Origin of the sequence: Microcystis protocystis FBCC-A270 (assembly GCF_050500235.1) — a bacterium.
GTDB classification, from domain to species: Bacteria; Cyanobacteriota; Cyanobacteriia; order Cyanobacteriales; family Microcystaceae; genus Microcystis; species Microcystis ichthyoblabe_A.
In genome coordinates, this window is record NZ_CP191407.1 from 4,553,063 (window position 1) to 4,565,987 (window position 12,925).

15 protein-coding genes are annotated in these 12,925 nt (G+C 43.9%); 6 read left to right on the top strand and 9 right to left on the bottom strand.

Translation table 11 applies throughout. The features are described 5' to 3' along the window. Positions 1–56: 56 nt before the first annotated feature. On the bottom strand, positions 57–1,139 hold the full coding sequence (gene psbA, locus ACQY1X_RS22280; protein ID WP_002731626.1) for a photosystem II q(b) protein: 1,083 nt from the start codon (positions 1,137–1,139) through the stop codon (positions 57–59). A gap of 275 nt (positions 1,140–1,414) precedes the next feature. Here psbA and msrB point away from each other — a divergent pair, with 275 nt between their 5' ends. Then, on the top strand, positions 1,415–1,831 hold the full coding sequence (msrB, locus tag ACQY1X_RS22285; RefSeq protein WP_002791726.1) for a peptide-methionine (R)-S-oxide reductase MsrB: 417 nt from the start codon (positions 1,415–1,417) through the stop codon (positions 1,829–1,831). A gap of 52 nt (positions 1,832–1,883) precedes the next feature. Here msrB and ACQY1X_RS22290 read toward each other — a convergent pair whose 3' ends face one another. From ACQY1X_RS22290 to ruvA, 4 genes are all read right to left on the bottom strand, one after another. Beyond that, a complete protein-coding gene (locus ACQY1X_RS22290) occupies positions 1,884–2,087 on the bottom strand; it encodes a phycobilisome linker polypeptide (protein ID WP_002739162.1) in 204 nt (67 codons plus the stop codon). 189 nt (positions 2,088–2,276) lie between these two features. Further along, positions 2,277–2,762: an allophycocyanin subunit beta gene (gene apcB / locus ACQY1X_RS22295; RefSeq protein WP_002738786.1), complete on the bottom strand. Its 486-nt coding sequence runs from the start codon at positions 2,760–2,762 to the stop codon at positions 2,277–2,279. A gap of 79 nt (positions 2,763–2,841) precedes the next feature. Further along, positions 2,842–3,327, bottom strand: a complete 486-nt coding sequence (locus ACQY1X_RS22300) for an allophycocyanin subunit alpha (protein ID WP_002744263.1) — start codon at positions 3,325–3,327, stop codon at positions 2,842–2,844. A gap of 324 nt (positions 3,328–3,651) precedes the next feature. Continuing rightward, positions 3,652–4,281, bottom strand: a complete 630-nt coding sequence (gene ruvA / locus ACQY1X_RS22305) for a Holliday junction branch migration protein RuvA (RefSeq protein WP_002739332.1) — start codon at positions 4,279–4,281, stop codon at positions 3,652–3,654. Between the two features lie 63 nt (positions 4,282–4,344). On the opposite strand from ruvA, the gene ACQY1X_RS22310 reads away from it, so the two are divergent. Continuing rightward, a complete protein-coding gene (locus ACQY1X_RS22310; RefSeq protein WP_430015152.1) occupies positions 4,345–5,574 on the top strand; it encodes a site-2 protease family protein in 1,230 nt (409 codons plus the stop codon). Positions 5,575–5,679: 105 nt separating this feature from the next. Here the strand turns inward: ACQY1X_RS22310 and ACQY1X_RS22315 are convergent, their stop codons facing one another. Further along, positions 5,680–6,828, bottom strand: a complete 1,149-nt coding sequence (locus ACQY1X_RS22315; RefSeq protein ID WP_430015153.1) for a substrate-binding domain-containing protein — start codon at positions 6,826–6,828, stop codon at positions 5,680–5,682. A gap of 220 nt (positions 6,829–7,048) precedes the next feature. On the opposite strand from ACQY1X_RS22315, the gene ACQY1X_RS22320 reads away from it, so the two are divergent. Next, positions 7,049–8,074 carry a cyanophycinase gene (locus tag ACQY1X_RS22320; RefSeq protein WP_002738663.1) on the top strand — a complete coding sequence of 342 codons (1,026 nt, stop codon included), beginning with the start codon at positions 7,049–7,051 and terminating at the stop codon, positions 8,072–8,074. A gap of 77 nt (positions 8,075–8,151) precedes the next feature. After that, positions 8,152–8,754 carry a chromophore lyase CpcT/CpeT gene (locus ACQY1X_RS22325; RefSeq protein ID WP_002738654.1) on the top strand — a complete coding sequence of 201 codons (603 nt, stop codon included), beginning with the start codon at positions 8,152–8,154 and terminating at the stop codon, positions 8,752–8,754. An 11-nt stretch (positions 8,755–8,765) separates the two neighbouring features. Here ACQY1X_RS22325 and ACQY1X_RS22330 read toward each other — a convergent pair whose 3' ends face one another. Further along, entirely contained in the window at positions 8,766–8,939 is a 174-nt protein-coding gene (locus tag ACQY1X_RS22330; RefSeq protein WP_002739017.1) for a hypothetical protein, read from the bottom strand. A gap of 153 nt (positions 8,940–9,092) precedes the next feature. Here ACQY1X_RS22330 and ACQY1X_RS22335 point away from each other — a divergent pair, with 153 nt between their 5' ends. Next, a complete protein-coding gene (locus tag ACQY1X_RS22335) occupies positions 9,093–9,461 on the top strand; it encodes a hypothetical protein (protein WP_002777020.1) in 369 nt (122 codons plus the stop codon). A gap of 43 nt (positions 9,462–9,504) precedes the next feature. Continuing rightward, positions 9,505–11,316: a sodium:solute symporter family protein gene (locus ACQY1X_RS22340; RefSeq protein ID WP_430015154.1), complete on the top strand. Its 1,812-nt coding sequence runs from the start codon at positions 9,505–9,507 to the stop codon at positions 11,314–11,316. 310 nt (positions 11,317–11,626) lie between these two features. Here the strand turns inward: ACQY1X_RS22340 and ACQY1X_RS22345 are convergent, their stop codons facing one another. Then, entirely contained in the window at positions 11,627–12,274 is a 648-nt protein-coding gene (locus ACQY1X_RS22345) for an NAD(P)H-dependent oxidoreductase (protein ID WP_002750834.1), read from the bottom strand. Positions 12,275–12,435: 161 nt separating this feature from the next. After that, entirely contained in the window at positions 12,436–12,873 is a 438-nt protein-coding gene (gene cynS / locus ACQY1X_RS22350) for a cyanase (protein ID WP_002738671.1), read from the bottom strand. Positions 12,874–12,925 lie beyond the last annotated feature (52 nt).

Genomic DNA, 12,925 nt, shown 5'->3' on the forward strand with positions numbered 1-12,925 from the left:
TTCTAACAACAAAAAAGCACCCCCTCGCGGGAGTGCCTTTTCGTTCAGACTAGAACTTAACCATTGATAGCAGGAGCAGTCAGAGCTACAGGAGCCTGTTCACCACTAGCCAAGTCTAAGGGGAAGTTGTGAGCATTACGCTCGTGCATTACTTCCATACCGATACCAGCGCGGTTTAACACATCAGCCCAAGTACCGATTACACGACCTTGAGAATCGAGAATCGACTGGTTGAAGTTGAAACCGTTGAGGTTAAACGCCATGGTGCTAACACCCATTGCCGTAAACCAGATACCGATTACCGGCCAAGCACCCAAGAAGAAGTGCAGGGAGCGGCTATTGTTGAAAGAAGCGTATTGGAAGATTAAACGTCCGAAGTAACCGTGAGCGGCAACGATATTGTAGGTTTCTTCCTCTTGACCGAATTTGTAACCGTAGTTCTGAGATTCGATTTCAGTGGTTTCACGCACTAAGGAAGAAGTTACTAGAGAACCGTGCATCGCGGAGAACAGAGAACCGCCGAACACACCAGCCACACCTAACATATGGAAGGGGTGCATCAGAATGTTATGTTCTGCTTGGAACACGAACATAAAGTTGAAGGTTCCAGAGATTCCTAAAGGCATACCATCAGAGAAAGAACCTTGTCCGATGGGGTAGATTAAGAATACAGCAGTAGCGGCGGATACAGGTGCAGAGTAAGCTACACAGATCCAAGGGCGCATTCCTAAACGGAAAGACAGTTCCCACTGACGACCGAGGTAGCAGAAGACACCTAGTAAGAAGTGGAAAATGACTAACTGGTAGGGACCACCGTTGTATAACCACTCATCTAAGGAAGCAGCTTCCCAGATGGGGTAGAAGTGGAGTCCAATCGCGTTGGAAGAGGGAACAACAGCACCAGAGATGATGTTGTTTCCGTAGAGTAGAGAACCAGCTACAGGCTCGCGAATACCGTCGATATCTACAGGAGGAGCGGCGATAAAGGCGATGATGAAGCAGGTGGTGGCGGTGAGCAGGGTGGGGATCATGATCACACCGAACCAGCCGACATAAAGACGGTTGTTGGTGCTGGTGATCCACTGGCAGAACTGCTCCCACAGGGAAGCGCTCTCGCGCTGTTGTAGAGTTGTGGTCATTGGTTTATGATTCCTATTAAGTTATCGAGGTACGATTGATTGATGATGTCTCTATCTTAAGGAGTTTGTAACGGTTTGTAAAGGGGTTTGACAATATTGTTACTTATACCATTGATAAGCTGAGGTTATGTTAAGTCTATAGGGTTTCCTGGCCAAGTTTTCCTTTTGGGGAGTACGTCGTCAGAAGGCGATGCTAAATCAGGTCATACTTCATGTTTATGAAAAAAACCTAGATCTCGAACTCAGGTTAGACTAAAAAGGGAAATTTAATCATAATGGCGGTTGTCCTGACTATGGTAGAAAAAGTTCGTAAAACCGAGGCGGAATGGCAGGCCCAGCTAACTCCCGAACAGTTCCAAGTTACTCGCAAAAAGGGAACAGAACGGGCTTTTACGGGTAAATATCACGATAATAAAGAAAAAGGTATTTACAAATGTGTCTGCTGTGGTACGGAGTTATTTACTTCTGACAGCAAGTATGATTCGGGTACTGGTTGGCCGAGTTTCTGGACTGCTGCTAACGGGGCCAATATTAAGTACGAGCGAGATGTTAGTTTTTTCATGGTGCGGACAGAGATTGTTTGTGCCGCCTGTGATGCTCATCTCGGTCACGTTTTTAATGATGGTCCACCCCCGACGGGAAAACGCTATTGTCTCAATTCTGCCGCTTTGCAGTTTGAAAAAAATCCCTAAAGCAAAAAGAGGTCTGGAAAGACCTCTTTTTTTAAGTTCTAGTGGCAGCCGATTACAGTAAACCTGTATTAGTTCCCGGTTTGCCAGTGGCTAACTGCACTTTGACAATTTTGCCGCCCATTTTCATGATGCGTTGTTGCTCACGAAACCAATTATCGTAGGGAACGAGTTTGGTAAAATAGGTATTTTGTAATTCCCGTTGTGTCCGAATGCGGCTTTGGCTTGGAACACAAGCGGTGATTTTGAACATCCGCATGGATTGACTTCTCCTAATCGCTGAAAAACTTGTCGCTCAAACTAACGAAGGCCTTTTTCTAAAATAACAAAGGTCGGGAGTCAAGGATCAATACTAGCTCGTCAAAACCTATCTTGGACAGATTCAGCCTTTAAAGACCTAGCACTCATCCTCGGCTTCCCGAACCTATTTTGTCCGAGTTCGTTATTTCTAGCTTAAGCCAGAGCTAATGTAGTCGAAGTAAATCCCCATTTCTTTACCCGCATCAGCACCAACTAAACTAGCGGTGACTTCTTTCATCGCTTGGATAGCTTGAACGGTGGAGGAGATGGGTACACCTAAAGAGTTGTAGGTTTCTTTCAGTCCGTTGAGAACGCGCTCGTCGAGGATAGAAGGATCTCCAGCTAACATAGCGTAGGTAGCATAACGGAGATAGTAGTCGAGGTCACGGATACAAGCGGCGTAACGACGGGTGGTGTACATATTGCCACCGGGACGGGTTACGTCAGAGTATAACAGGGACTTAGCCACAGCTTCCTTAACGATACCGGCAGCGTTGGCGCTAATGACACTAGCGGCGCGCACGCGCAGTTCACCGGTGGCGAAGTAGCCTTTCAGTTTGCCGAGAGCAGAAGCGTCAAGGTATTTGCCTTGAACGTCAGCAGAGTTGATAACAGAAGTAATTGCGTCTTGCATGGTGGTTCTTCCTTGGGTTTTGCTTAATCTTAAGAGGTTTACGGGGGGTGTGTCTAGAACAATTCACAAAGGAATTATTCTACGACATAGAGCCGATCACGTAATCGAAGTAGGAAGAAGCTTCAGAAGCATCGTCAGAAGACATAAGACCAGTAGCAACTTCTTTCATTTCGCGAACGCTTTGAGCTACGGCACCGATGTCGGTTCCTAAAGATTTGTACATTTCACGCACACCGACTAAACCGATTTCTTCAATCGGGGTGACATCACCAGCAACTACTCCGTAGGTGATTAAACGTAGGTAGTAGTCCATGTCACGCAGACAGGTAGCGGTCATTTCTTCGCCGTAAGCGTTGCCACCGGGGGAAACGATGTCAGGACGTTTTTGGAATAAGCGATCGCCAGCTTGTTTGACGATGGTTTCGCGAGCGCCAGTCAGGGTTTCAGCGATGCGTAAACGAGCGGCACCACTGGTAACGAAGGCTTTAATTCTGTCTAGTTCGCCGGGGCTGAGGTAACGAGCTTCAGCATCAGCATTCACGATCGATTTCGTGACGATACTCATTGATGGATTCCTCCCAACTAAGTGAGATTAATAAACTTAATCTGACATTTTATAGCAGTCGTGGTCACTACGCTTAAGTTATCTCGTTTCCGCCTCAGCGTCTCAAGACTTCCCTAGCTAGAGCGACCTAACGCAACTATTTTGCGGCATCTGGTTCACCTTCTCACTATTTTCGTAATACTTTTTAACATTTGCCCTGAGAAAGGAGCACCGGAGTGGGGTATGAGGTGTGGGGTGTAGGGTGTAGGGTGTAGGGTGTAGGGTGTGGGGTGTGGGGAGAATACAATGAAACTGTCTCCTGTCTCCTGCCTCCTGACGACTGATTTAGCCTAGCCAATTAATTGCCCCTTTAATCCAGTCTTCTGGCTGAGTATTTTTACTGAATAAAGCATCTTGACTGAGGACTGCGATAGCTCGATCGATCTCCTCCCGGCTGTATCCTAAAGCTAAAAGGGTCATCTGCACATCTTCGAGGATTTCCGCTGCCGGTAGTATTGCCGTGGTTGTCGTCGTCGCTTCTTTTAGCTGTCGCCATGCTGCCAATTTAGTTTTTAACTCTAAAGCGATTCTCTCTGCTGTTTTTAAGCCGACTCCGGGGGTTTTGCTCAAAATTTTGGTATTTCCTGTCACTATCGCCACCACAAGTTCCTCAATCCCCAAGGTATCGATTAAAGCTAGGGCTAATTGCGCTCCAACTCCATTGACGGAAAGCAGTTGACGAAACAGATCTCGCTCTGGGGCGGTGCCGAAACCGTACAATAAAGGCTGCTCCTCGCGAAGGAGTAGGTGAGTAAAAATCTGACGACTATCATTGTTATCTTTGCCGATGTCTAGGGCTAATCGCGAGGGAATTTGGATTTCGTAACCGATCTGGTTTACGTCTAAAATCAAGATCAGTCGGTTATTGGGGGTTTTGATCACCTCGATCGCTTGTCCGCGTAAATAATTAATCATTAATTTAGTTCTCCTACGAAAATAACCGAACCACAGCAATGACGGTTTTTACTCCCTGAAGGAATGCCGGAGAGATTTTCATTTTTGTTACAATTGTTAACAGAAGTGAATGGCGTAATTGATAACCTAATCTTCTTGGCGTTAGTCCCCAATAATTGGAGAAGATACAAAATGAATGGCAACATTAGAGTCGGGAATCTCTTTGGAATTCCCTTTTATATTAATCCTTCTTGGTTCTTTGTTCTGGGGTTAATTACCTTAACCTATGGGGGAGATTTAAGTCAGTTTCCCCAGTTAACGGGAATCATGCCCTGGCTCTTAGGATTTTTTGCCGCTATTCTCCTATTTGCCTCCGTGGTTGCCCACGAATTAGGTCATAGTTTTGTTGCCATCGCCCAAGGTATTGAAGTCAAATCAATTACCCTCTTTTTATTCGGTGGTTTGGCAACTCTCGGCAGAGAATCGAAAACTCCTCTAGAAGCTTTTCTCGTAGCAATTGCTGGCCCTTTAGTTAGTTTACTGCTCTTCGGTATCTTCCTAATTATTGGTCTCAATATTAGCTTAAATGGGCCGATGGCGGCGATTCTTTCTCTGCTTGCCTATATCAACCTCGCCCTAGGGTTATTTAACCTAATCCCCGGTTTACCTTTAGATGGTGGTAATATCCTTAAAGCCATCGTTTGGCAAGTAACGGGTAATCCCAATAAAGGGGTTTTATTCGCTAGTCGCTTCGGTCAATTTTTTGGTTGGTTAGCGATTGTCATCGGTGCGCTATCAATTCTCGGAATCAGTCAATTTGGCAGTTTTTGGACGCTATTAATTGGCGTTTTCCTCCTACAAAATGCTGGCTTTTCCGCTCAATCAGCTAAGGTTCAAGATTTCCTAAGTCGCTACACCGCTAAAGATGTTATCTCTCCTAATAGTCCTGTAGTGCCGATTAATTTAACCCTGCGCGATTTTGCTAATAATTATGTTATCGGTAAACAACAATGGTCTAAATTCCTAGTTACCGATAGCGAAGGTAAACTATTAGGAGTGATTAATTTAGAGGCTCTGAAAACAATTCCCACTTCCCAATGGACCCAGGTAAATATCGGCCAGTTATTACAAACTAGCGAAAGTCTCAAACTGGTTTTGTCTAATACTTCCCTCCTAGATGTGGTGAAAATTTTGGAAGGAGAAAATTTATCTCAAGTGACAGTGGTAGAGGAAAACGGCAGGGTTTTGGGGTTAATTGAGAAAGCTTCTATCCTTACTTTTCTCGCCCAAGAAACCCAAAGTCAAGCTGCTTAATCAGTTATCAGTTATCAGTTATCAGTGAGCAGTTATCAGTTATCAGTTAGGTAAATGTAATTTTCACCTCAATATTCTCGCAGAATTTTGTCTAGTATCTCCTGACTATACTAACTGTCGCATTGCTTGCCATAATTGCTCGTATTCTTGCTCGGTTGCTGGCGATAAAGGGTTGAGAAAATCGCTTTTTTTGACTGCTTCTGGATTGACAAGTAAAGGATTATTTCTAATATCTGGGGAAATTTGGTCGGGATTTTCAGTGAGAATTAGGGGTGATAATCCAGAGGTAAATAAAGAAATTTTAGTGGCGGATTCTGGTTGCCAACAAAAATCAATCCATTGCTGGACAAGAGAATTAGGAGTAGTTAAAACTGGTTTTACCCACACATCCGACCAGAGAGAAGTACCAGATTTGGGGACAACAACTTTAATTTTATTATAGCGATTGCTCACTGGTAAAATATCATTAGACCAACCCACAGACACCCAGACATCACCGAGTATCAGGGGTTGTAAATAATGTTGAGAACTATAAAATTTTACCTGTTTTTGTAAAGCGAATAGCTGGTCTTTTAGTCCCATAACTTGCTTTAAATCACTAGAATTATAAGAATAACCCAATTTTTTTAGGGTTAAACCGATGACTTCGCGACGATTATCAATTAGGGCAATTTTACCGGTTAATTCTGGTCGCCATAAATCAGACCAATCCTGTGGTCGCCAGTCAAATTGAGCGAATTTTTCCTCATTATAGGCAATTACTGTCATTCCCCAACGGTAGGGCGCACCCCAGACTTTACCCTCTGTTTGCGGTTGTCCTTGAGCATTGCGAGTCATATTTTCTTGCCAACGGGGGGGCAGTTTTGACCAATTAGAGAGTTGAGAAGTATCTAGGGGTTGAATTAAGCCGTTGCTAATCGCTTTTCCTAGCCAAGCATCCCCTAGGGTGACTAAATTACCCATCGCTGGGTTTTGTTCCCTAAAAGGGATAGGAATCGGAAATTGTGAGGCTGGTTGATCCTGATTTTTTAACCATTTTTCCAACAATTTTAACAGCTCTTTCAGCTGCCTTTCCGACTGAAAATTGACTTTTTTTTCGGCAATAGTTTTCTGAAAATCTGTTAGTAATCGCGGCGGAATCGAACCGGACAGGAGAAAAATGCTCGGCTCGCCGCTTCTGGAAGCGCAGCCATTTAAACCCCCCGCTAAGGCGATTGTACCTAATCCTTGCAAAAAAGAACGTCTATTTAACATATCGCCCGCCGATTCTCAACTTTAACAGTAATAATTGCCAGTTTCTAGCCTTGAATTATTATAGGACGATTTTTAACAGAATGTAAACTAGGGAGTTTTGCCGCTACCGATTTCAGCCATAGAGAGGCTTTGTTGTTAACTTTTATGGTATAAAACTCTGATTTTGTCCTAGTTAAAGCTAGGATAGAAGGAGTAAGCTAAGGGGAGAGGTTATAAGACTATGTCAAACAATCATGATCGAGATTTCCATTATTCTTGTCGTTGTGGAAAAGCCAATTTTCAGTCTGTAAAACATCGATCGGGTATTTTATTAATCGGGGGAGCGGAAGGAGGTAAGTTAGGAGAAGATCAAGCGACCACATGGTTATTAAATCGAGCTAAAGGCGGTAATTACTTAGTGCTGCGCTTTGGTGATCTTGGCGGTCAAGCCGATTGGATTTGCGACAATTATCCCTCCCTGATCGGCTCGGCAGCGGAACTATCAATTGATAGTCGTGAAGGGGCGAATCATCCTGATGTTATCGAATATATTCGTAATGCCGATATCCTTTTTTTTGCCGGTGGTGATCAAAATCAGTACGAGGATTTGTGGGAAAGCACAAAGGTGGAAACAGCGATCAATTATCTGATCAACGACAAAAAAGTTCCCGTGGCGGGAACCAGCGCAGGAATGGCTATTCTGGGGGATTTTTACTATGCGCCTACTCACGAAGGAGTACTGAGTTCAGAAATATTAAATAATCCCTTTCACTTCAACACCAAAGACTTCTATCGGAGTGATTTTATTCGGGTTCCTTTTCTCAAAAAAGTGGTGACAGATACCCATTTGGATCGACTCAATCAAGATCATCCCGAAACAAGATATGGTCGCCTTTTTGGTTTTTTAGCCCGTAATGTACACGATAATCACAATCAACTACCTGCCTACGCTATCGGTTTAGAAGAAGGTGCTTTTCTGGCGATCGATGAGCATGGTATCGCCAAAGTCTATGGCAACGGCACCGATAAGGGACAAGATGCCTATTTTCTGCAAACTAACGGGACTCTACCCGAACAGATGGAGCCGGATCGGCCTTTAATCTGGAATAACAACGGTCAAGCGGTGAAAGTCTATCGCATCGCAGGAACCCCCTCCGGCAGCGGTGAATTTGACCTCAAGGATTGGTCTAGTGCGGCTGGCGGTGGCTGGGAATATTGGTACACTAAAGGGGGAATGGCAGGGGTTAAGCGGGTTCCGGTAGCCTGAAGGTCATTTTTGTCAAAAAAGTGATTTCTATGGGTGTTAGGATTAATTTTGAGGCAATAAGGAGAATTTTTTGAGCTATGACCCCTGAATTAATCACTTTTGGTCGGTATCTCGCGGGTGAATTTGAAAATCAACGGCAAGCGCAAGCAGAACCGGTGTGGTACGTTCACCTGCGTTTATGGTTACGTCCGTTGCCTTTATTTCGGGAAGACAGCATCGCGCTTTTTGCCGAACAGGCCAGTATCATCAATTTAGACCAACCCTACCGACCGCGACTGTGGCGATTAACGCGCTCGGAATCGGGAGGGTTAGAGGTTAGGCACTATATGTTTAATGACCTGAAATCCGTGCAAGGTGCGGGCAAAAATCCCGATATTTTGCGAAAAATTAGCTTAGAAGACCTAACTTTCCTGCCTACTTGCACTTTAGCGGTCAAAGTCCATACCCTCGCTGATAATCAATACCAGTTTATCGCCCAACCGCAACCGGAACAGCACTGTCAATTCACCTATGAGGGTACAACCTATCAGGTGGCTTTGGGTTTCGAGGTGACGAGTCATAGCCTAAAAACCTACGATAAAGGTCTAGATCCCGGCACTGGCAAGGGAATTTGGGGCGCTCTGCTCGGCCCCTATCAATACGAGAAAAAACAGGATTTTTCGGCAGAATTGGAGGTGTGAGGAAGATTGCATCACATTAGGTCAAAATGACGGCAGATAACACCGCAAACAGCCGCTAAAGCGGTAATTCCTAAAGCTGTACCGATGTCTTGTCCTTGATTGACGGCAAAAGAAGTGACGATTCCCGCACCTAAACCGGCTGTGATTGCTGCTCCGAGAAAATCTTTATCTGAGTTTTTATACATAGAGATAAGGCCAAATTTCCACAAAATCGTGTTTTTTACCTTATCATCCTCTTTTGAGCAACTAATCACCCAGGGGCGGAATTGCAATCAAGCTTTAGATTTAGCCACGTTTCTTAACATTAAGCCGGGTCAGATAGATAGGGGGTAAAATCGATGAAATTAGCTAAAATCTCTTTTTCTGGCTTTTTAATGCTGATTATCTCCCTTTTGCTAATACTGAGTTTTGTTAATGCCAGCAAGGCACAATCGGATACGGCGGTAAGATCGGAGTTAATTAGTCTCCGCAATCGAGTTGAGCGCCTTGAAAGTCAGGTCCGAGGAATATCCATCCGCGGGGAAAATGCCGCTCCGATTCCCCAACGGCGATCGGGAACGGGTATAGTAAATGGGGAAGTAGTCGGGGAAAGTGACCCACTGTTCCAGCGTTTAGCCACTTTAGTAATTGAACTAAAGGAAGATTTAAAAAAGCTGGAGCAACGGGTGCAAATCTTAGAAAAAGAAACCGTTAGCCAGAAATCGTAGTCAATTGATGCTATAACGATCGAAAGTTAAATTGATCCAAACTATGCAGTTAATTGATTATGTAATTGTGCTGCTTTATCTGGCAGGAACCCTAATAATCGGGATTATCGCCGAGAAAAAAGCTTCTCAAGGTCTAGAATCCTACTTTTTGGGTAATCGCAATTTGCCCTGGTGGATGTTAGGGGTGTCGGGAATGGCGGCTAACACCGATTTAGCGGGAACTATGGTCATTTCTGCCCTAATTTACGCCGTCGGACCCAAAGGACTATTTATCGAAATCCGCGGCGGTGTTGTCCTAATTATGGCCTTTCTCATGGCTTTTATGGGCAAATGGAATCGCCGGGCCCAAGTTATGACCATGGCGGAATGGATGCAATTTCGCTTTGGACCGGGAAAACAGGGAAATTTTGCCCGAATTATTAGCGCCGTCGCCACTCTCTTATTCTCTATCGGTGCGATGAGTTATTTCTCCGTTGCGGGGGGGAAATTTTTAGGGCAGTTTCTGGGTATGGATGATCGTCTTGCTTCGGTGATATTAATTCTTCTAACCTTGATTTATACGGTGGCCAGTGGTTTCTATGGTGGGGTAATTACCGATTTATTTCAAGGGTTTCTGATTTTTGTGGCGGTCATTTATGTATCGACAGTGGCCTTTTTTACTGTTAATCTTCCCGATAGTTTCACGGTAGCAATTCCAGGGGCAGCAGAGCCAAAAACTTGGAATTTAAGCGACTGGTCTAGTATTTTCCCTTCGATGACTTTGGATTTACCCGGAGATTATGCCATCTTTAATTTGTTTGGTGGGGTGATTTTCTTTTATTTAGTTAAAACCATCATCGAAGGTTGCAGCGGCAGCGGTGGTTATATGTTACAACGATACCTAGCGGCCAAAAGCGATCGAGATGCCGGTTTATTATCTTTATTCTGGATTATTCTGCTTTCTTTCCGTTGGCCTCTAGTCACAGCTTTTGCGGTTTTAGGTATTCACTACGGTTTAACCGAAGGCACGATTACAGATCCAGAAAGAATTCTGGCCACGGTGATTACTCAATACATTCCGGTGGGGATGAAAGGGTTATTAATTGCTGCTTTTTTAGCGGCGGCTATGTCCACTTTTAACGCAGTTATCAACGCTAGTGCCGCCTATTGGGTCAAAGATATCTATCAAGCTTTTTTGAAACCAAATGCGGGAGAACAGGAGTTAGTTTTTCAAGGTCGTCTGGCCTCGGTTTTTGTGGTCGTAATTGGCTTAGTTTTGAGTTTTAATATCCAAAATGTCAATGATATTTGGGGTTGGTTAACCACGGGATTAGGGGTAGGATTAGCAGTTCCTCTCCTATTACGTTGGTATTGGTGGCGCTTTAATGGTTATGGTTTTGCAGTGGGAACTTTAGCAGGAATGATTGCGGCTATTGCCTCACAAGCGATAATTTTACCTTTCTTTCGTCACAGTCAATATCAGGAACTTATTCTCTTTCTTGTGCCGAGTTTGTTCGCTTTAGCTGGCTGTATTATCGCTACTTTGTTAACTCCTCCCACCGATAGTTTAGTTATGGAAAATTTCTATAATGTTACCCGACCTTTTGGCTTTTGGGGAGAAGTCCGTCACAGTGTTAAACCTAACCTACAGGCAAAAATTAAAGCGGAAAATCAACGGGATATCATCGCCGCTTTTCTCACCGTTCCTTGGCAATTAGTCCTCTTTATGATGGGGATTGTTTTAATCATCAAGCAGTGGCAAAGTTTGAAGATTTTGGCTTTGGTTTTTCTTTTGCTTTCCATCGGTCTCTATTTTACTTGGTATCGACATTTATCTAAGGAAATTACCGTCACTAAAGACAGAGATTTAGGTTAGGCAGTTATCAGTTATCAGTTATCAGTTATGAGTAAGATCTCGTTCCCAGGTTCTACCTGAATACTATTTTAAGGCAGAGCCTTAGATATTGTGTTCCAAGGCAGAGCCTTGGAACAAGGGAAACTCGCAATCCAAAATCTAAAATCTAAAATCCCAAAAAGAGTGGAGGAGCGGGTATCATTTCTCCACGAAAATCTAGTAATTGCACTAGAATTAAATAAGCAATCGCAATCGCAATCGCTCTAGTAATGATCGCAACCAGTTTTCCTCGATTCATAAACAATCCCTCAACTGATATAGTCTTATTGTACTAATGCCAGACAATAACATCATCGCAATCAAAGCGAACTTTCTTCAACAGTTGATATTTGTCTTCTAAGGAGCGATAGCCGAGAGCCACTGCTGCTACTGCTGCATAGCCGCTACCTTCTAATTGCAGAATACGATCATAAGCCGCTGGCTCGATTCCTTCTAGTGGACAAGCATCAATATCGAGCAAGGCGGCGGTTTCCATCAGCATTCCCATCGCAATATAACTCTGTCGCTGAGACCACCATTGAACAATTGCTGAGCGTGGCCCATTAACTAAATCTGACACCATCAGATTCTTATAATTCTCCAGAGAAGCGACATCTAATTCTCGAACTTGAGCTATTTTTGCAACGAATTTCTCGACATATGCTACTTCAATTTTGGTAAGAGTAGCAAGTACCACATAGTGGGAGCAATCCTCTACTTGAGTTTGATTCCAACTGACCGGAGTAAGTGCCGCACGAATTTTTGGATCTTGAACGACAATAAATTTCCAGGGTTGCAAACCATATGAAGAAGGAGCCAGTCTCAAGCTTTCTTCTAAGATAAACCAATCTGCTTCAGAAATTTTTTTAGACGGGTCAAATTTTTTGACAGCGTATCTCCACTGAAGCTTTTCTAAAATTTCTTGAGGTTGAATCGTCATTATATCTCCTGGGCGATTGAGCGCTGGAATCTATTTTAAATTCTCTCAAAATCTGCAAAAAAAAAGCAAGCAAAATTTTGCCGTCAATTGTTAAGTTTGGTTAAGAAAAATAGCAAGAGCGGCAAGGAATAGAAATCCCTTACCGTTGACTTTGGCCGGACTCACCACTTCTTATAGGGTAAAAACTTACCCGACATGGTAATTTTAACGCGATCGCCTTTAGGGTCTTCCTCCTTATCCACGTCGAGGGTAAAATCGATCGCACTCATAATACCATCGCCGAATCTTTCATGAATCACCGATTTTAGGGGCATTCCATACACCTGCATGATCTCGTAGAAACGATAAATCAGGGGGTCGGTGGGGACAACCGGACCCAATCCCTTGACAGGATACTCGGTTAAGGATGCGACGATTTCGGTTCCCAGTCCCAAAGCTGCCACAATTTTCGTTGCTTCCTCTGGGGAGGCGCTCGCTTGCCGGTAAAAAACAGCGGCAATCCACACCTCATCTCGTCCTAGAATCGCTTCTAGGTCAGCGAAACTCAGTCCTTTTTCCTTCTTCGCTTCCAATAGTTTTGCAGTAATTTCGGGTATCATCGCTTATTTTTGCAGAATTTGTCTGCTTCTAGTTTACCTGAACATCAATTAT